Annotated in this window: 17 protein-coding genes and 1 pseudogene; 5 read left to right on the forward strand and 13 right to left on the reverse strand. The window is 38.6% G+C overall.

The features are described 5' to 3' along the window. Together JQC92_RS01395 and JQC92_RS01400 are read left to right on the forward strand one after the other, a co-directional pair. Positions 1-451 (forward strand): IS4 family transposase (locus JQC92_RS01395; protein ID WP_276315769.1); only part of this gene is annotated, 451 nt, incomplete at its 5' end. A 9-nt stretch (positions 452-460) separates the two neighbouring features. Next, a pseudogene (locus tag JQC92_RS01400) lies at positions 461-1,141 on the forward strand (EAL domain-containing protein); the annotation flags it as partial. A gap of 38 nt (positions 1,142-1,179) precedes the next feature. Here JQC92_RS01400 and JQC92_RS01405 read toward each other — a convergent pair. From JQC92_RS01405 to JQC92_RS01420, 4 genes are all read right to left on the reverse strand, one after another. Continuing rightward, complete coding sequence (locus tag JQC92_RS01405) at positions 1,180-1,914, reverse strand: SDR family NAD(P)-dependent oxidoreductase (protein ID WP_204997964.1); 735 nt, start codon at positions 1,912-1,914, stop codon at positions 1,180-1,182. Between the two features lie 3 nt (positions 1,915-1,917). After that, the gene (locus tag JQC92_RS01410; protein WP_204997965.1) at positions 1,918-2,382 is read right to left on the reverse strand and encodes a YchJ family protein; all 465 of its coding nucleotides are present in this window, start codon (positions 2,380-2,382) and stop codon (positions 1,918-1,920) included. Beyond that, a complete protein-coding gene (locus JQC92_RS01415) occupies positions 2,379-2,933 on the reverse strand; it encodes a DUF4440 domain-containing protein (protein ID WP_204997966.1) in 555 nt (184 codons plus the stop codon). The genes JQC92_RS01410 and JQC92_RS01415 overlap by 4 nt, the downstream gene beginning before the upstream one ends. A 142-nt stretch (positions 2,934-3,075) precedes the next feature. Then, positions 3,076-4,926 (reverse strand): M2 family metallopeptidase, encoded by a 1,851-nt coding sequence (locus JQC92_RS01420; RefSeq protein ID WP_204997967.1) that lies wholly within the window; start codon positions 4,924-4,926, stop codon positions 3,076-3,078. Between the two features lie 192 nt (positions 4,927-5,118). Between JQC92_RS01420 and psrA the strand changes: the two genes are divergently transcribed. Both psrA and JQC92_RS01430 read left to right on the forward strand, forming a co-directional pair. Further along, complete coding sequence (gene psrA / locus JQC92_RS01425; RefSeq protein WP_204997968.1) at positions 5,119-5,757, forward strand: TetR family transcriptional repressor PsrA; 639 nt, start codon at positions 5,119-5,121, stop codon at positions 5,755-5,757. A gap of 18 nt (positions 5,758-5,775) precedes the next feature. Beyond that, entirely contained in the window at positions 5,776-8,052 is a 2,277-nt protein-coding gene (locus JQC92_RS01430; protein WP_204997969.1) for an acyl-CoA dehydrogenase, read from the forward strand. 92 nt (positions 8,053-8,144) lie between these two features. Here the strand turns inward: JQC92_RS01430 and atcC are convergent, their stop codons facing one another. From atcC to atcJ, 4 genes are read right to left on the reverse strand one after another with little or no spacing between them, the layout of a single operon-like run. Further along, on the reverse strand, positions 8,145-9,044 hold the full coding sequence (gene atcC, locus JQC92_RS01435) for a cold adaptation protein AtcC (protein ID WP_204997970.1): 900 nt from the start codon (positions 9,042-9,044) through the stop codon (positions 8,145-8,147). A 10-nt stretch (positions 9,045-9,054) separates the two neighbouring features. Next, on the reverse strand, positions 9,055-9,813 hold the full coding sequence (gene atcB, locus JQC92_RS01440; RefSeq protein ID WP_204997971.1) for a cold adaptation protein AtcB: 759 nt from the start codon (positions 9,811-9,813) through the stop codon (positions 9,055-9,057). After that, positions 9,813-10,295, reverse strand: coding sequence for a cold adaptation protein AtcA (gene atcA / locus JQC92_RS01445; protein WP_204997972.1), 483 nt, complete (start codon positions 10,293-10,295; stop codon positions 9,813-9,815). Before atcA ends, atcB begins: the two co-directional genes overlap by 1 nt. Before the next feature lie 20 nt (positions 10,296-10,315). Continuing rightward, positions 10,316-10,597 (reverse strand): cold adaptation protein ActJcold adaptation protein ActJ, encoded by a 282-nt coding sequence (gene atcJ, locus JQC92_RS01450; protein WP_204997973.1) that lies wholly within the window; start codon positions 10,595-10,597, stop codon positions 10,316-10,318. Positions 10,598-10,810: 213 nt separating this feature from the next. Between atcJ and JQC92_RS01455 the strand changes: the two genes are divergently transcribed. Next, positions 10,811-15,016, forward strand: a complete 4,206-nt coding sequence (locus JQC92_RS01455; protein WP_204997974.1) for an ankyrin repeat domain-containing protein — start codon at positions 10,811-10,813, stop codon at positions 15,014-15,016. A 26-nt stretch (positions 15,017-15,042) separates the two neighbouring features. Here the strand turns inward: JQC92_RS01455 and JQC92_RS01460 are convergent, their stop codons facing one another. The 5 genes from JQC92_RS01460 to JQC92_RS01480 all read right to left on the reverse strand — a co-directional run bounded on the left by JQC92_RS01460 (position 15,043) and on the right by JQC92_RS01480 (position 18,776). Then, complete coding sequence (locus JQC92_RS01460; protein WP_204997975.1) at positions 15,043-15,549, reverse strand: DUF2165 family protein; 507 nt, start codon at positions 15,547-15,549, stop codon at positions 15,043-15,045. A 92-nt stretch (positions 15,550-15,641) separates the two neighbouring features. Beyond that, a complete protein-coding gene (locus tag JQC92_RS01465; RefSeq protein ID WP_204997976.1) occupies positions 15,642-15,899 on the reverse strand; it encodes a GrxA family glutaredoxin in 258 nt (85 codons plus the stop codon). 52 nt (positions 15,900-15,951) lie between these two features. Continuing rightward, positions 15,952-17,688: a DNA repair helicase RadD gene (gene radD / locus JQC92_RS01470; RefSeq protein WP_204997977.1), complete on the reverse strand. Its 1,737-nt coding sequence runs from the start codon at positions 17,686-17,688 to the stop codon at positions 15,952-15,954. A 51-nt stretch (positions 17,689-17,739) separates the two neighbouring features. Beyond that, complete coding sequence (locus JQC92_RS01475; RefSeq protein WP_204997978.1) at positions 17,740-18,138, reverse strand: Tll0287-like domain-containing protein; 399 nt, start codon at positions 18,136-18,138, stop codon at positions 17,740-17,742. Positions 18,139-18,599: 461 nt separating this feature from the next. Next, positions 18,600-18,776 (reverse strand): hypothetical protein, encoded by a 177-nt coding sequence (locus JQC92_RS01480; RefSeq protein WP_204997979.1) that lies wholly within the window; start codon positions 18,774-18,776, stop codon positions 18,600-18,602. Positions 18,777-18,789 lie beyond the last annotated feature (13 nt).

Below are 18,789 nucleotides of genomic sequence, written 5' to 3' on the forward strand. Positions count from 1 at the left end.
CTTCCATAAGGCTTGGAAAACTGGTGCAGGAGCTGAGCGTCAAAGAATGACGGAGCCGAAAAACTTAGAAAGAGCCGTATCCATTCTTGCATTTATTGGTGTTCGATTACTGCAACTCAGAGAAGCAATCACCATACCGTATTACTTGCGTAAAAAAGGATTAATAGAAGCGGCTAATGAACTTGAGAATCAAAGCTGTGACACCGTATTTGAAGAAGATGAGTGGAAGCTGTTAATGAAGATGAAAAAGCCAAGGGGCTGGAATGGCAAAGATACTCCAAGCCTAAAGTATGCTTATCAATCGTTGGCTAAATTAGGTGGTTTTACAGACACTAAACGCACAGGTATAGCAGGTTGGGAAACGATTTGGGAAGGTTGGGATACCCTTCAATCTTATGTCGTTGGATATAGGATGGCGAAAGAAATGCTAGCTGACGGAGAAATGCACTAAGATCTGATCAAGAGACAGGTGTTATACCCTGGTAGTTTTATTGATATAGCAGAACAATCTGGGTTGATAGTACCAATAGGTGGATGGATTCTAGAGGCTGCGTGTCGCCAGTTAAATTTATGGCAACACTATAATCGAGAATTAACGATGCATGTCAATGTGTCAGCCAGACAGTTCTTTAGCGGAAATTTATTCGAGCAGGTTTGGGGGCTATTAAATCGCTACCAAATAAAGCCTAAATCTCTGATACTCGAAATCACCGAAACAGAATTAATGGAAGACATTCGTTTTGCTACGAATTTGTGCCATGAGTTATCTGAATTGGGTGTGGGCTTAGCGATTGATGACTTTGGTACTGGCTATAGCTCCATGCGTTATTTAAAACAGTTTCCAATTTCAAAATTGAAAATTGATCGATCATTTATATCAGATCTTAGCGTCAGTAAAGAAAGCCGAGAGATTGTAAGTGCAATTATAGCAATGGCGAAAGCATTAAATTTATCATTGACTGCTGAAGGTGTAGAAACGAAAGAGCAAGAACTCTTTTTAAGTGAACAAGAATGCCATCAGGCTCAAGGTTTCTTATACAGTCCCGCACTTCGTGAAGCTGAATTTAATAAATTTTTAGAAGATTCGGTGGTTCAAAAATTGGAAGATGCTTTAGAAGAGACCCTGCATTTAAGCATGTAATGACAAGGTCTTTTTAAAGTACTTTCCACAAATTTTGGCTACCTAGTTGTATAGCCACCATCAATGACTTGCAGGCTGCCTGTAATGAACTTGGCTTTATCTGAGGCTAGAAATAGCGCATATTCTGCAACTTCCTCAGGTTGACCAAGGCGATTAATAGGTTGCAAAGCTGCTTCTTCTTTATGAATTTCACCTTTGTTTGCTTTTGATTCATTACAGTATCGATCAATCGCTGAATGGTAGAGTGGGGTCTCTATTGTGCCAGGACAAATGGCGTTGGCACGAATACCAAATTGGGCATAATCCAATGCTGTGGTTTTTGCAATCGATGCGAGCGCAGTTTTAGTTAGGTTGTATGCAAAAGAATTGTTTTTGGCTACTAAAGCTTGTTCTGACGATATCAAAAGAATATTGCCATAATTTTTAGCTTTCATATTGGGCAATACGGCCTTAATGGTAGCAATTGCACCTTTTACATTTAGGGAGAACAATGCATCAAAATCAGCTTCAGAAGTACTCTCAATAGTGGCAGACATATGCTTGCCAGCATTCAAAATAACGGTATTGATATCGTATTTATTTGTTAACTGTTCAACACATTGAGTAACTTCATCAAATTTAGACATATCACAATAGTGGTAGTCGCCAAACTCACCTGGTTTTATGTCTAAGTTCAAAACTAAATAATTATTTTCTTGGAAAAGCTTACAAATGGCTTCTCCGATACCAGAGCTACCACCTGTTACTAGGCACACTTTATTCTTCGTATTCATATTTTAAGCCCCACAACATTTCTTAAATTTCTTTCCGCTATTGCATATGCATGAATCATTGCGCTTAGGGGAGGGTACTTTTAAATGCTCACCATCAGTGTAATACCATAGTCCGTCTATTTTTTGAAAATTAGACTGTTCATGAATCGCATCGAGCTGTCCATCAGCTTTGTACCAAGCGATAAACGTTACTGTACCCGTGTTTTGAGATTCTGATGAGTTAATGACATTTAAACCAATCCACTCAGGGTGAGGAGGTTTAGAAAGTTCTTCTACGCTTCTGGCTTGCCAAAAATCTTCAGCATGAGTATCCATTAGATACTGAAATTCTTTTAAGACGAAAGCGGTGTAACGGGAACGCATTAGCTGTTCAGGTGTTTGGGCTACAGCTTTCTTTAAATGAAGAGGCTGGCAGCAGTTCTGATATTTATTTGCAGAACCGCATGGGCAAAGTGTTGGCTTTGTCATTTCTTGATCAGTTTTAAAGGTTTTGTATCAGTATAAAATAACCCAGGTTTAGAATCTGCACCAAAATAAAATGTAGGTTTGGCCTTATTATTCATTTCAGTGACCCACTGCCAGTCGCCATTTTTCGTCGGTTTACTGATAACTAAAAATTTACCAGAGAACTCTGAGATCGGTTGTTCAGTATGGTCAGCTGGGATAAACCGTATTAAATAGTACCCAATATCGGTAGCTCTATCGGAAGAAATATCACGACTAATGATTCTAAAACCAACGCTCACTTTTGCATTTTTATGCTTAATGCGATTAAAGAAACGTTGATAAATTAAGTCGATATCTTCTGAGCCTATAATTAAGTCATCACTTTTTTGCTCTGGGATGTAAATCGCATTTTTGTTATATACAGGCTGAATCAAGTCTGCATTAAGCTGTTTGAATGCATTAATAAAATGGCTGTAAGTGGCATTGATCTTTTCATTTATTTCACTTTTGTCGTGAGCATAACCAATGGTTGGTATGATAAAAAGACTAATAAAAATAAGAAAAAAACGCATAGATAATCTTTGAAAATCGAAATTAGAATCACTATAAGCCAAACTGCCGCTTTGCAATAGAAATTAATATTTACAAAGTGTGTCAGACTAAAAACCCCATAAGCCCACGGAGGTGGGCTTATGGGTTTACATTACTGCCTTATTACCATCCGCATTGGTTATTTTGAGCTTTGTTTTGCTCGTCTAACCAAACTTTCAATGGTGCAAAGTAATCAAGAACGGCTTTTGCGTCCATATCTTTAGTGCCTGTTACGACTTCAAGAGCTTCTGGCCAAGGTTTACTTGAGCCCATTTCTAGCATCGTATTCAGTTTCTCACCAGCTTCTTTGCTACCGTAGATAGAACAACGGTGAACGGCACCTTCATCACCAGCAATTTCACATAATGCTTTATGGAACTGGAATTGTAAGATGTGTGCTAAGAAATAACGGGTATATGGTACGTTGCCTGGGACATGGTACTTCGCACCTGGATCGAAATCAGCTTCACTACGTGCAACAGGTGCTTGAACACCTTGATATTTTTGACGTAATTCCCACCAAGCTTTGTTGTATTCAGATGGCTTAATTTCGCCATTAAATACTTTCCAACGCCATTGGTCAATCATCAAGCCAAAAGGCATAAATGCAACTTTATCAAGAGCTTGACGAAGCAAAAGACCAATATCTTTTGACTCATCAGGCACTTCGTTTAGTAGTCCAATTTGCTTCAAATATTTAGGCGTAATTGATAATGCAATAGTGTCACCAATCGCTTCATGAAAACCATCGTTTGCACTGCCTTTGAAGATATGCGGTTGATTTTTATAGGCACGCTGATAGAAATTATGACCTAGTTCATGATGGATAACAGTGAACTCTTCAGCTGTCTTTTGGATACACATCTTGATTCGAATATCATCAAGGTTATCTAAGTCCCATGCTGAAGCGTGGCAAACTACATCACGATCTTGTGGCTGAGTGAATAAAGAACGAGTCCAAAATGTTTCTGGTAATGGTTCAAAGCCAAGAGAGGTGAAGAAACCTTCTGCCTGTTTAACCATTTTCTTTTCATCATAGGCATTATCAGCAAGAAGCTTTGTTACGTCATAACCAGGATCACCATTTTTTGGAGAAACTTCATTGTAAATATTACCCCAGCTTTGTGCCCACATATTACCAAGAAGGTGAGCAGGTATTGGCCCTGTTTTGTCTACAACATTATCGCCATATTTTTCGTTTAGCTCGCCACGAACATAACAGTGCAATAAATCGTATAAAGGTTTGACTTGTCCCCATAAGCGATCTAACTCATCAGAGAATGCTTGTGGTTCCATGTCGTATTGGCTACGCCATAATTCTGAAAGGTCTTTAAAGCCTAAATCTTGTGCACCTTCATTAGCCAGTTTGATTTCATTTTCAAACAATGGACGCATAGGTTTTGAGATTTCACGCCAACCTTTCCATACCTCAAGAAGTTTAGCTGGGTCACGTGATTCAGCCATAATTGCTGATAATTCAGGTAACGTCATGCAGTTACCATCTTGGAAGCAGTACTTACCTTTGCCGTACATACCATTCAGTTCAGCACTGATTTGAGCAAGCTCAGCATTCTTTTTGGGATCTAGAGGTGCGGGTAGTACGAGGCTTGTTCTTAACGCATTTAATTTACGCTCATCTACAGCGCCAAATGGTAGGCCTGCATATTTTGCTGATTCAGTTGCGAACTTAACCGAATTTGCTGTGTATTTTTCACCTACTGCAGCGGCTAGGGCAGCAGTATCTTCAGTAATAAAGTTACTGTAAATCCATTCAGCACGGCTCGCTTCTACAGAAAGATCGGCTAATTGTTGCTCTGCATCGTTAATAAAGGCTTTACCATCAGCTACTGTTGGCTTTGCATCTACTTTTTTAGTGTCAGCTTGGGCTGTTTGCTCATTACCACACGCACTTAAACCAAGTGCTAATGCAATAACAAGAGACAACTTTGCTGGTCTCTGGTTATAGAATTTCATCAGTTATGACTTCCTGTTTAAATTTACCATAGTAGTTTACCTAAAATTAACCAAATTTGCATCGTAGTAGCATGAGTTTAAATTTGAGCAACAAGTCACTGAGATTGATTTTATTATTGTGATCTTGATTGACTTTGGGCGATTTAAGCAGTAATTTTAAACGAGTGTTTAAAATAAAGAATGGGTCATGGAATGGCAACAAGACAAGACACAAAAATCAAAATTCTCAATGCGGCTGAAAAGCTGTTTGCAGAGCGTGGTTTTTCTGAAACTTCCTTAAGACTTATCACCAGCAAAGCAGAAGTTAACTTGGCTTCAGTCAATTATCACTTCGGTTCAAAGAAAGAGCTAATACGTGCTGTTTTAGCACGATATTTAGACTTGTTTATGCCAGCAGCTTCACGAGCAATTGGAAGCTTAGATAAACAAAACTCTACTCTTGATGATGTTTTTTCGTGCTTAGTTCAGCCTCTGCTTGATATGAATCAGTTGCATGAACAAGGTACCAGTAATTTTCTTCAGCTTTTAGGTAGAGGTTACTTTGAAAGCCAAGGACATTTACGCTGGTTCATCACGACACATTATCAAGAGCCTTTAATGAAATTTGTTCATGCTGTCCAAGCTTGTGCACCTCATATTCCTGCCGCTGAGATGTTTTGGAGACTACACTTTACGTTAGGAACTGTCGTTTTCACTATGGCATCATCGAATGCACTAGTCGAGATTGCAGAATCAGACTTTAATGAAAAGAATGACATTGAAGCCTTGATAAGAAAAATGATTCCCTACATGGCTGCTGGTGTATCAGTTCCAGTGGCTAAAACAAACTAACTGGCAAAAGGTTTTGCTATGACTATTGTAGTACTGCTAATTGTAATCATCGCCGTTATCTTCGGCGTTAGAAATTTGCGGATGAAGTTGGTCACACGACCAGCTTTCAGTTTCTTTAAGAAAGTGCTTCCACCTTTATCTGACACAGAAAAAGAAGCAATGGAAGCGGGCGATGTATGGTGGGAAGGTGAACTCTTTAGAGGTAAGCCTGATTGGAACACGTTACATAACTATGGACGCCCACAACTAAATTCAGAAGAAAAAGAATTTATAGATAATCAGGTAAAGACGGCCATTAGCATGATGGACGATTACGATATTGTTCAAAAACGTCGTGATTTGCCGCCAGAACTATGGAATTACTTCAAAAAAGAAGGCTTTTTCGCTCTCATTATACCTAAAAAATATGGGGGTAAAGAGTTTTCGGCCTATGCTAACTCCACAATCGTATCTATGTTAGCAACAAGAAGTGTAAGTGCTGCAGTTACCGTTATGGTACCTAACTCGCTTGGTCCAGGGGAGTTATTAACTCACTATGGTACTAACGAGCAACGTAACCATTGGTTACCACGCTTAGCTGAAGGGCTCGAAATTCCATGTTTTGCTCTCACAGGTCCTGAAGCTGGAAGTGACGCAGGAAGTATTCCTGATGTTGGTATCGTTTGTCGCCGTGAGTTTGAGGGCGAAGAAGTCCTCGGTTTATCTTTAACTTGGAATAAACGCTATATCACGCTCGCACCCGTCGCCACAGTTCTAGGTTTAGCTTTCCAAATGCGTGACCCTGATAATTTACTGGGTGACAAAAAAGAGTTGGGTATTACTTGTGCATTAATTCCGACAAGCCATGAGGGTGTTCAGATTGGTGATCGTCATGATCCAATGGGTCTGGCATTTATGAATGGTACGACGCATGGTAAGGATGTATTCATTCCACTGGATTGGATAATTGGTGGACCACAATACGCTGGTCGTGGTTGGAGAATGTTGGTTGAATGTTTGTCAGCAGGCCGCGGTATTTCGTTGCCAGCACTTGCAACAGCTTCAGGTCACTTAACGACTAAAACATCAACAGCCTACTGTTATGTGCGTAAGCAGTTTGGTCTAGCTATTGGCCGCTTTGAAGGGGTGCAAGAAGCGTTAGCTAAAATCATCGCAAACACTTACCAACTCGAAGCAGCAAGACGGTTAACGACTACGGGTATTGATCTAAAGGTTAAACCATCGGTGGTAACGGCGATTGCTAAGTATCATATGACTGAACTTGGCCGTAAAGTTGTAAATGATGCTATGGACATTCAATCAGGTAAGAGTATTCAGCTTGGACCCAAAAACTATCTGGGTCATGGATATATGGGGCTGCCTATCTCCATTACGGTCGAAGGCGCAAACATTCTTACTCGTTCGTTGATGATTTTTGGTCAAGGTGCAACGCGTTGTCATCCATATGTCATTCCAGAAATGGAAACGGCGATTATGGAAGATAAGTCTGCTGCATTAGATCGTTTCGATAAATTATTGATGGGTCATATTGGCTACGCACTTCGAAATGCGGGCTCCTCCTTTGGTCATGCGTTGACTGGGAGTCGATTAGCTTCCAGCCCTGTAGCGGGTGAAACACAGCAGTATTATAAGGATATGACGCGTATGTCAGCGGCTTTAGCTTTTGTTACTGACGTTGCGATGCTGATTCTGGGTGGAGATTTAAAGCGCAAGGAAATGCTGTCTGCACGTCTTGGTGATGTGTTAAGTCAATTATATTTAGGCTCTGCCACGCTTAAAATGTTCGAAGATAATGGTCATCAACAAGATGATTTACCGATTGTGCATTATGTGATGCAAGAACGATTGCACTTGGCTGCTAAAGCGATGCAAGATGCGATTCGTAATTTCCCTAATAAGCCAATTTCTTGGGCATTAAGAGCGGTGATTTTCCCGTTCGGAAATCGCTTTAAAATGCCATCTGATAACTTAGCGTCAAGTTTGGCAGATGCAATGCAACAGCCGAGCCCTGCTAGAGAGCGAATCACGTTCTTAAGTACAAGTTATGAGGGCGATAATGGCGGTGTAGCTGAAGTCGAAAATGCATTTTTAGCACAGTATGAATGTCGCCATCTATTTAAGAAAATTACTGAGGCTCAAAAAGAAGGTAAAGTTAAGCGTAAACTGAAAGGCATGATGTTGTTTGATATGGCTCTCGAAAATGAGATCATCAATCAAGATGAATATGAGCAACTTAAACAGGCTGATGAATTGCATTTAGCTGCGATAAATGTCAATGATTTTAAGAAACTATAAAGCATAATTAAAATTTAGAGACATAAAAAATCCGATATTTAATATCGGATTTTTTATGTGCGGTAAAGTATGATAATTGCGTTGGTTATAGATTATAGGAAGGGATCAATAGGCCAACCAATCAATCCAATCATACCTTGTTTATGCTCCATTCGCTCAAGCTTTTCTGGTGTTGCATCCTTAATCATTTCTTCTCGGTACTTCTGAGCAAATTTGATGGTTTTCACAATTGAACTGGCAAAATGGCGATTCAAGTCTGTACGAATAGTTTCTTGAAGTTGTTCTGGTAAGGTTTCAAGGTTTCTTTCAATCAATTCTTTAATAAAATCTTCTTTTAACCAAACCGATTCAAATTCAATTTCAGGTAATCTTTTCTTAAGACCTTTTTTGACTTTTGCTTGCCCACCGCAAAGCACTCGATAAACAATTGCTTCAGCAAACATTTCTTCAATACTTAGACATTCTATAGGGTCATAAACTGGGTTAAAGAAAAATAAACTTTTAACCGCTTCAGCAGCTTGCTCTTTATGATGTTCTTTCAAAGCATCTTGATAAATGTCCCAGCCTGTCCATTCATCATGATCTGCCGGGCAAGAAATGGTTTCAAGTAAGCGTTGTTCAACTTCACCATAGACTGACTTGATATTGATTAACTTATACTTGCTCACAGTTGCAAGCATCGTCCACCCTCTCTGAAATGACTTAACGAGTCCATCAGGTTTTTTGAGCAATAAAATTGCTTTTACTTGGTCTTGATTGGCTAGTGCCATCAGTCCTAGGCTCGCAACGCCTATAACATCTTGAGCAGCTTGCTCTAACAAGTGCATTTTGTACTTGTTATAGAACTTATCTGCCAACTTCAAACTCATCAAAATGGCTTTCTTCTTGATATCTGCGAGTTCGGTTTCAGATAAAATTTCCTCTTCAGCAGCAAATTTCAGTGTTTTAAGAAGAAAAGGGCCCTGATTCGGATCACGTAATACAATTTGCATTTATGACCTCTTAGTCAAGAAAACTGAACATGTCATCAACTTCTGAGAATTCGTCTTGCTCTTCATTCTTCTCTTTGGCTTGAGTAACCACCTCTGAAACGAACTTACCAATGACGACTTGCCAGTTTGAAGATTGATTGCGTAATAGGCTTTTGATGGCTTTTTCAACGTCTGGAGCTAGTTCTTTAATCAATGCAAGTAAGCTTTTCGGATCATCAATTTCTAGGCTGAGTGCTTCTTCGCTCTCTGTTCTATCTGTGTATCCAACAGTGGTTCCATCATCTTCATCATCAAATACATCTGCGATGTTGTTTGATAGATCGCCTTCTTGAGGGGTTAGAATCAGCTCAATAAAGGGAATCGACAAATAAAATAAAGCTGCAGGCTCTTCAGCTAAACATTCTAAAATAGCGGTTTGCTTTTCAGTACTGGGTTGCACACGAATCAAATAGGTTAAGAAATCAAAGGTTTGTGTTGCTAGTTCGTCAGCATTAGCTTTGATCTTTTCTTCCCAATACAGTGGTTGTTGACAAACTATGTCTCTGATTTGTTCCGGAGACATTAATTCAGACATAATTGAAGGGCAAGAAATATCATGTTCACCGTTTATTTGAGTCAGTGTCACAATATCCATTTGTTCAATGACTTCAACAAGCTGTTCGTCATTCATGGTATTTGCGACCAACTCAAACTTTTTACTGGCTTCTTTTGGCTCTACGTCAGCGAGTTGTTTAATTTCTTCAGCTGTTAGTTCTATCAGGCTGTTCATTAATAATCCTCGTTTGTATCGTATTGGTCAGAATAATCGTCAGACTCATTCTCATATTCATCAAAATCAGACTCATCTGTTTGAGAAACGCTATCATCGATCATTAGCATAAATAACACAGCACAACTTTGAATAAGTAGTGTCAGTGACTGCTCTTTAGCAGCTTTAACTAAAGGGATATCTTCGTTGTTAAAAGCAATACTTACCTTAAACTCATCCCATGTTGGTAATGTGTTGTCGGCAAGCCATGATTTCCATTTTTGATGAACTTGCTCTGGGAATCGAACATTACCGAATAACGCAACCGGTAAATATTCAGGTAATGAAGCAAGCATACTTGGATCTGCTAACAATGCTTTTTTCATTTGGTTGGTATAACTGCTAAGAGCATCTGGTGTTTCTGGGTCTTGATAAGACTCGATGTTTTCCCAAGTGTCTTGTTTTAATTGCTTTACGTAAGCTAAGTCTAATTTGTTACTCATTGATAAACTCGATAATTAGTTTAAAAGTAGCTATCCCAAAGCTCAGTCATGGCTTCATTCGGGTTTTTGACAACTACATTTTTGAAATCATTGATGAATGCTTTTCTTGATTTTGGATCAGACAAAACGTCATATGCAGCTTGAATTTGATGTAATAAAGCCGCTGCTTCTTTTTTTTCGTCATCTGAAGCATTGATAAGTTTATCTGGGTGATATTTATTAGAAAGGCGTTTGTATGCCTTCTTTATTTCATCATCTTTAGCATTTGGCTTAATGCCGAGAACGCTGAAATGGTTAATCATTAAATGACCTTAAGGTTAGTTAGCTCAGAAAGTGGAAGCTTTACAAAAGAAAATGCCGAAAAAAGAGAATTATACCTCTGTATGAGGAAGATGCAATTTTCTGTTTTAAATATTCACAGCTATCCTCAGATTTCTTATTAAGAAACATTAACTGTTTAATTAACACCTGTCGGCTATAATTTTATCATCGAATAACAAGTTTAGAGGTAGGTTATGGGAGACTTCAGCACATCAATTTCAAGTACACAAAGTCAGATACCTGCTTTTTCTAAAGATGTTTTACGACATGTTAAATCTTCTCAAGGAGTTGGAGTTTCTGGCACTCAATCACCAGACGCCTCAGATGAAGACTTGCAACGAGAGCGAGAAAGAATTGAAGCAAGGAATCAAGTTACTTTTTTGAGTGCTGGGCGAGATCAAGATTTTCAAGCAGCTATTAAAAAAGGGGAAATAACTAACAAAGAATTAAGAGATTTCAGAGATTTCTCATCTGATGTGCGTGGAGCATACAAGTACAGCGAGTCTGACCAATTTACACCGGAATTCAGCGAACGTTTTCTAACTCTCTGTGAGCTACTGAATGATAAAGATATTGAATTGGATGCTAAGGTCCTTGCAATAAAGTTGTTCCATTATCACAACCCGCGACTCATAGGGGGAGAATCAAGTCAAAATAAAGAGTTTACAAGGTTAAACTTCCCTTTAATGGCTTTGATTTCTGCTAAAAATAATAAACTTGATGAATTTAAAAAAGAGTTATTAGCTCAGGCAAACTTGAGCTGTGCGGCGTTAAAGACTTCTAGTCTGTGTTTACGTGCGCCACAAGAGTCTAGAGATGAACAGTTAAAGCTAAAGTTGCAGCAGCACTTGCAAGAAAGGCTAGGCATAGGGAATCAAGAAGCTAAGCAACCTCTTCCTCAATTATCTCAGCACGATGAACGTGCAATCATGAGTAGAGTAAACCAAACCGCTTCCGAAGGAAAAATGTTTAATTGGTTTACTGCTAATGTAATGAGTATCGATGGCATCGCAGAAGAATACCCTTCGGTTTTACAGGCAAACTTGCTTCACTCTGAGTGCCAATTATCTGGAGCGGGACAACGCTGTATTCTTCGTTCAAGGACTGGATTTGATGCTTTTGTTTATGATGGAAGCGAGCGTACAGTAACTTCAGAAGATTTAGTTAATTTTGATATCAGTTCTTTACCTGTTCAACTTCAGCAAGCTATTGGCACACAATTGATCACTTCTATGAGAACAAAAGAGGACTTTTTAAATTTCTACTCTTCATTTTATTCTAAGCTAAAAGATTCTGAATTAAAGGCTGAGTTTTCGACAACGACGAAGATTCAACTTCAATCATTTGAGCCGTTTGATGATGAACTTGCATGGGATGTTGAAGCAAGTGATTTTAGCGTCGATACGTTAGCATATCATTTAATGACAGAAGCAGCTTTTGAGACAAAAGCTATAGATTGGGGTTCAAGTTCCCTTCAAGAGCAACTAAAATTCCTTGCAACTTTTGTTTTCTCGCCCAAATTGTCAGAAGAAAGGCAAACAAATAGAGCCGAATATTTGAAATTGGATTGGAATAAATTTCAAACACAGCATAGTCTTCAATCTATTGAAATATTAGATGAAATTAAAAAACTGGATATTACTGAACAAGAAAAAGACGCTTTACAACTTGCCTATGGTAATTACTGCACAGAAAGCCTAAAAACAAAGCTAACTGAAGAAAATGTGGCACAGATTGCGTCAAAGGTTTCGATTGAGCATGTTGAGAAATACTTTGGACCAGAGGCTAGGGTGCAAAATTACCAGGTTGCTTCAGCGGCATATCAAAACTATGTAAAAGAAGGTGTAATAAGTGAAGCGCAAATTCTTGAGCAGATCGAAGATGCAAAAACACCACAAGAATTGGATTTTTTCGAGCAAAACTGTTGCGATAACTTCAAGGTTATTGCTACTGCAAGACGTGCAAAAGTCGAGAAGTTTGGCTTAAATCAAGACTCTCTATCATTGATTAGCAATCTTAAATTTTTACAAGCTATTCCGAACGAAGATCTACAAGTTATTTTTACTCCAAGCTTTGCATCTAAATACATGCTTAAATCAGCCGGTAAGCTTTCAATTGATCATGCGAAAAAGTTATTAGAGTTGGGGGCAAACGTAAATGTTAAAGAAATTTTCACAGGTTATAGTGTTTTAACTAAAGCATGCCGAGAAGATAATACTGAACTTGTTAAATATTTGAAAAGTCGACCGGAGTTAGCAGAAGCATTTTCAGAAGTAGATTCTCAAGGAAACACACTAATTCATCATTGTTCTATAACCGGTGCAAAAGAAACATTGCAGGTGTTGCTATCAGGTAATTCTGAAAAAGCATCAATCAGAAATGCTGATGGGTTAACACCTGCTCAACTTGCAATTAATCATGGAAACTTTCCTAAACTAGTATCAGTTTTTCCTAAGTTGGTTCTACAAGACGCTACTGAAAGTGGAGTTTGCTGGGTTAAATGTTCTCATGCATCGGTGTACCGAGATTCATTCAAAATGTTAATGTCAATGAGTTTGCCTTTTTTAAATCAGCTCTTAGAGAGAGAGAAGTTGAATCTATCACCAGAGTTACAACAAGAGTTGAGAGAACTGATAGCCTACAAATTAAAACAAGATGCACCACAACGGCCTGTTGCAAATGCTCATTTTGATGGCGCTAAAGTTTCTGAAAGTGCAAAAACCGATTTATCGGAGGGTGCTGATGGAATACAAATGAAAACGCTCAGACAGAGCGGAAGTATAAAAGATGAACTAGATGCTTTGGAAAGTAGTGATGATTCCCCGAGTTTTGAAGATAGATTAGATATAACTGATCCTACAGTAGTTAATGCTGAAGGAGCAAAGGAAACTAAGGAGCAAAGGGAACAAAGAGAATTAAAACAAGTTCGAATGTTTTTAAGAGCAATGCCAGAGCATATAGAAGGGTATGATGAGTATGTAACTGAGCATGAGTCGTCATTCCCTGTTTCAAAAGAAAAGTTGGATTTTCTTAATAAATTACAGAAGTTGGGGTTAGTTGACTCTGTTCAACACTCTAGCCTAGATGGTAACTTGCTCCATTTTGCTGTGATGCGACAAGATATTCAAACAATTAGATTACTCACTCAACCGCCATACAGTTGGAGCTTAGATACGAAAAATACTGAGGGAGAAACAGCAGTGCATCTAGCAGCAAAATCAGGAAACTTGAAGTTTATTGAAGCGTTGATGCAATTGACTCCGGAACCAAACTTGGATGAAAAAAATGCTTCAGGCAAAACAGCACGAGAGTATTTAGGCGAAGTCTTGGTGAATTGTATGGTAAATAGAGAGTATGACAGTGTTAAAATGCTACTAAGCTCTCCATTTAATGTAAATGTTGATGCTAAATCCGAGTCTACAGGCAGATCTTTACTTCATTCGGCAATCGCAACTAGAGATCAAAGACTCATAGATTTAGTGATGTTGTTTGGTCCAAAAACGGACTTATTGGCAGTTAAAGATAATGAAGGAAATACGCCACTTTCAACACTGGTGGCACATGAAGGTACGTTTAAATTTGTTTTAGAAAAATACCCGAATCAATTTGGACTCCAGTTAAACGCTAAGGGCCAATTAAGTAAACGAAACTTGTTGTTAAAACAGCATGACAACATGGGAAATGACTTATTAATGGTTGCAGTAGATAATGCGAATCACGCAGCGATTAATTTCTTCATTGAACAAGGCCTTGTTCAGCCTGCTAAGTTATGCAACATCGTAAAGGGAACAGTTCTTGATTTTGCTGTAATAAGAGGATTTGACGAAGCAGCTCGTAAATTGATTCCTATATATAAAAACTATGAAATGTCAGCCCAAATTAGCGATGGTGAACGTTCCGCTAAGCTTTTATCTCAAGCTTGTAGTACTGCCCTTGATAAAGGAAAAGTTGCGCTTGCTGAAGAACTAAAACAAGCTAGAGAAGAAGTAAAAGCTCATCGTAAGAACGAAGCAGAAAAAAAAGTTAAAACTGATTTAAAACAAGGTTTTAAATCTGATAATGACGGTGAAGATCTTCTAGGAGACGGTAGAGCTACTCAGAGAATCAACAGCCTATTAGAAAGAACTGATCAAGCTCCTTCCAAAATTAAAATCAGTTCAGATACTTCTGCTCCCACTACTAGGTTTAAATGGCTTTCAAAAGTTAGAAACTGGTTTTCAAGTTCGAGTAAAATAATTGTACAAGGAGAAGGTGACATTCGTACAAAGAAAAGAGAGCGTTCAGTTGAGGATCTCAAGACGCAATTAAGTCTTGCTAGCTCAAAAGAAGATAAGCAAAAAATACTAAAAGAAGTGAAGTTTTGGCAGTCACCTGTAAAATGGATCAGGATAAGGCTTTAAGAGAAAGAGTGTGATTGTGATTTCTTTTAATCAGCCCTTTCATTTGTGGACATATAACACATACTGATTAGTATAATTAATGAAATATTGTAAGCGGACTGTTGACTGGTCATTTTATTTGCCCACATTGCAAACCACTCCGAAGCGATAACAGCCATTCCTAAATACCAAACCGCAATCCCTACTGTAGCGCCAATAATAAATAACGCTTTTCCATTTTTAAACTTTTCATTCTTTATATGTTTTAGCATGATTACTGAAGCAATTAGGCATATAATTCCTGCAGTAAGTTCGAACATAATGATTACCCAGTAAAAGAATATGTGTGCGCTTTCGCCAGTTATCGCTCTCCACTCTATTGCCTTGCCATCAAACCAAGGTTGAAACGTGTCCATTGAAAGGACATGTATGACAAACTGATAGTTGGTATTGAAATCTAAGATATTATCAAGACCAACGATAAAGCAAAACAAGCCGATAGATAATGCAATAAAGGTTTTTGATAAGCGGACAGTGAGTTGATAATTCATCATTCTAATTAAATTATTAAGCGATAAATTTAGTATAGAAGTCAGAAATAAAAAAGCTCAACAAGATTGTTGAGCTTTAATAAGAATGTATAGTTCTAGATTAAACTGTTTGAGCGACAATATTGTTCATATTCAGTGCAGCCACCAACATGATTACCGTCAACGAGTACTTGAGGTACTGTACGCACTGGCACGTTTAATTTTTCGCTCAACGCTTCTTTAGAAATACCTTCAGTAATCATATCAATGTATTCAAAGCTAAAATCTTGTTTCGCTTTTGTTAAATGCTCTGAAATTTGAATTGCGCGTGTGCAGTAAGGGCAGCCTGAACGGCCATATATTGTTACTTTCATTATTTGTCCTTTCACTTTTAGTAGCCGTTTTATAACACAGCTGCTGTCATGGTTACATATCTTTTTCTACCTGATAACGACCGGAATAGTCGAAATAACTTTCCATCCATTGCCAAAATTTTTTATTCTTTTTAAGCAAAATTAAATCTGGTTTTCTGAACTTACTTGAATCTTCAACAACTTGCTCAGGCTTTTGGTACTGAGTATGTAATATCCCCGGTGTTTTTGTGTGCGGGAATACAAACAGAGCATAAAATGCTTTTATCTGGCCTTTAGTTTCCATCTTAAATTTACGAATATAGTCATTAGCTTCAATATCAATATATTGAACTTTTAGAGTTGAGCCCTCAGCGTGCAGTAACATATCTTGAACTTTGAATAAGTGATGATGTTGATTAGCCAGTACTTGCTTTAAGCGTTTATCTGGGTCAATTAAGGTTGAATTACAAGTTTGGCAAATTCTTGCTGCAATATCGTTTTCGCTGCCACAATCCGGGCATGATTTTGAGCGAAAGCGAAATTCGCACTGAATTTCTGTATCGTTAATTTCAACTAAACCCTGACAACGTCTCCCAAAGTGCTCAACTAAATCGCCATCATTATCTGTTATCCCCCAAAAAGTATTGGCAAACTTACAAACAGGGCAGTGGACTTGAACGGGAACTGATTTAGAATTTGGCTTAGCTTGCCCTACTTCAGGAAAGTAGAGATCATATCCGTTAGCCGCATAATCAATAACAAGGCAATCATCTTTATTGTCGGCTAAACGAAGACCTCGCCCAACCATTTGCTGAAATAAGCTTACTGAAGCAGTAGGTCGAAGTATTGCAATAAAATCGACATGTGGCGCATCAAAGCCCGTCGTTAATACCGATACATTAACAAGAAACTTGAACTGTTTGGTTTTAAATTGCCTGATATATGTATCGCGTTCTTCAGTCGATGTATCGGCGGTGATCAGTACCGCTTGGTCTTCGTTTAAATACGATAAAACTTCTTGGGCATGCCGCACGGTCGCAGCAAAAATGATGACGCCTTCTCGACTTTTGCTTAGCTCGAAAATTTGTTGAGTGATTTGTTTCGTTGCTCTACCTGAACTTGATAAGATGGCGTTAACTTTCGCCTCACTGTATTCACCGTTTTCATTGGGTGAAATAATGCTAAAGTCGTATTGAGCCGAAACACCATCCAACACCTTTGGTGGGGTTAAATATTTTTGCTTAATCAATGGTCTCAACGGCAGCTCGAAAATACATTTTTCAAAAGTTGGATTTTCAGTATTTCCCACTTTTCCGTGGTAATGATTTCGATAAATCCAACCAATGCCGAGGCGGTAGGGGGTTGCAGTGAGGCCGAGCAAGCGAATATTTGGGTTCGTTTCTCTCAAATGAGTCAATAGCATTTGATACTGGCTTTTCTCATTCAAACTCACTCGATGGCATTCATCAATGATGACTAATGAAAATGGTTCTGAAAATTTTTGCGGCGCACGGGCAGCTGATTGAACGCTGGCAACAACCGTTTTTGCTGAGGACTGTTTTTGTTTTAGACCTGCAGAATAGATGGCGGCATCTTCAGTCAGTAAACCTACTTTTTCAGCGTTTTGTTCAACCAACTCTTTGACGTGGGTCAGTATTAAAACACGACCTTTGGCTATTCGAGCAAGCTCAGCAATGACAATACTTTTACCTGCACCAGTGGGTAGAACAATAACGGCAGATTCTATCGATTGCCTAAAATGAACTAAGGCAGCATCAACAGAATCTTGTTGGTAATCTCTGAGTTTCAAGCGAAATATTTTTATAAATTAAAGTGATCAAACTCTATCACAAAGCTAGATTTATTTTTTTATTTTTACCCAAAATATTCCTCTAAAATCATTTAGCTGAAATCCTGTTGCTTGATCTTCTGGATAGACTTGAGTCAGTTTTTCAGATATAGGCTTTGCTATTTCAGTACCGTGGCAAGTCAGGCATGGTGCTTGGATTTTTATCGGCTCAATAAAACCTTGATGCTCGTCATCTATTTTGAGCAGTTGCGGCTGAGATTGCTTACCTGAAGCGAAGAGTTTGATTGGTTCAACCAACCATTTTTCAGGTGCATTTTCTGGATTACGAAGTTTGTGGCTGCTTCTGCCTAGAATTATTTGCTTGCTAGAATTAGCGAGTGCTATTTTGGCCGCTTGATCATTACAAGCATCAATACCTTTTATTGGACCACCAGATTTAATTGCTGACATCAATGTAGACTTATACCCATGATCCTAAAAAACTCAGTTGAACGCTAAATGACTTTTTAAGCCCATGAAAGTAAATTAATAACCTGATTGAATATTATCACCTGTTGGGTGAATCGCTCTACGCTCACAAGCTGGTTAAAATTGCCGTTATCTGCGTTAGAACATTTGCAAGTAGATTAACTACTTGCTGCACGCTCTGCCTTGCTACCGATAATTTTTTCTGCGCTTGAAAACGTACCCAACTGAGTTTTCTAGGATGATACTTGAAGATGCATGTTTCAGGACTTTTTCAGCGCCCATTCTTTGAGGCGCATTAGCGAAGGAATATCGGGATTCTTTCGAGCTAATGTAACAAAGAAGAATTGGCGCTGAAAAGTCCACGCAGTGCGAGTTGCACAGCTTGTTACTCTTCGTTGCCAGTGCTAACAATAGCTCACTATTGCCGCACACCGTCGCCTTGATTAACAAGTTGTGCATTCTCGCTGAAATCGAGCATCTTCAGGTATCATGGGTATAAGTTGCTTTTTAAATGGCATCAAGCTTTGTTTTGCTTGTTGCATGATGCCATGCTCTGTAGCAACCGCAGAGGTGGAGGTGTAAAGTAACCCGAAAAGAATAATAGCAACGTGCTTGTTCATAGATGCGTCCTTA

The sequence above is a fragment of the Parashewanella hymeniacidonis genome (assembly GCF_016900895.1).
GTDB lineage: Bacteria > Pseudomonadota > Gammaproteobacteria > Enterobacterales > Shewanellaceae > Parashewanella > Parashewanella hymeniacidonis.

What these genes read in the sequence shown, in the direction of transcription:
- JQC92_RS01405 (WP_204997964.1), bottom strand. Translation starts at nt 1,914, where the DNA reads ATGAATACGAAGAATAAAGTGTGCCTAGTAACAGGTGGTAGCTCTGGT.
- JQC92_RS01410 (WP_204997965.1), bottom strand. Translation starts at nt 2,382, where the DNA reads ATGACAAAGCCAACACTTTGCCCATGCGGTTCTGCAAATAAATATCAG.
- JQC92_RS01415 (WP_204997966.1), bottom strand. Translation starts at nt 2,933, where the DNA reads ATGCGTTTTTTTCTTATTTTTATTAGTCTTTTTATCATACCAACCATT.
- JQC92_RS01420 (WP_204997967.1), bottom strand. Translation starts at nt 4,926, where the DNA reads ATGAAATTCTATAACCAGAGACCAGCAAAGTTGTCTCTTGTTATTGCA.
- psrA (WP_204997968.1), top strand. Translation starts at nt 5,119, where the DNA reads ATGGCAACAAGACAAGACACAAAAATCAAAATTCTCAATGCGGCTGAA.
- JQC92_RS01430 (WP_204997969.1), top strand. Translation starts at nt 5,776, where the DNA reads ATGACTATTGTAGTACTGCTAATTGTAATCATCGCCGTTATCTTCGGC.
- atcC (WP_204997970.1), bottom strand. Translation starts at nt 9,044, where the DNA reads ATGCAAATTGTATTACGTGATCCGAATCAGGGCCCTTTTCTTCTTAAA.
- atcB (WP_204997971.1), bottom strand. Translation starts at nt 9,813, where the DNA reads ATGAACAGCCTGATAGAACTAACAGCTGAAGAAATTAAACAACTCGCT.
- atcA (WP_204997972.1), bottom strand. Translation starts at nt 10,295, where the DNA reads ATGAGTAACAAATTAGACTTAGCTTACGTAAAGCAATTAAAACAAGAC.
- atcJ (WP_204997973.1), bottom strand. Translation starts at nt 10,597, where the DNA reads ATGATTAACCATTTCAGCGTTCTCGGCATTAAGCCAAATGCTAAAGAT.
- JQC92_RS01455 (WP_204997974.1), top strand. Translation starts at nt 10,811, where the DNA reads ATGGGAGACTTCAGCACATCAATTTCAAGTACACAAAGTCAGATACCT.
- JQC92_RS01460 (WP_204997975.1), bottom strand. Translation starts at nt 15,549, where the DNA reads ATGATGAATTATCAACTCACTGTCCGCTTATCAAAAACCTTTATTGCA.
- JQC92_RS01465 (WP_204997976.1), bottom strand. Translation starts at nt 15,899, where the DNA reads ATGAAAGTAACAATATATGGCCGTTCAGGCTGCCCTTACTGCACACGC.
- JQC92_RS01475 (WP_204997978.1), bottom strand. Translation starts at nt 18,138, where the DNA reads ATGTCAGCAATTAAATCTGGTGGTCCAATAAAAGGTATTGATGCTTGT.
- JQC92_RS01480 (WP_204997979.1), bottom strand. Translation starts at nt 18,776, where the DNA reads ATGAACAAGCACGTTGCTATTATTCTTTTCGGGTTACTTTACACCTCC.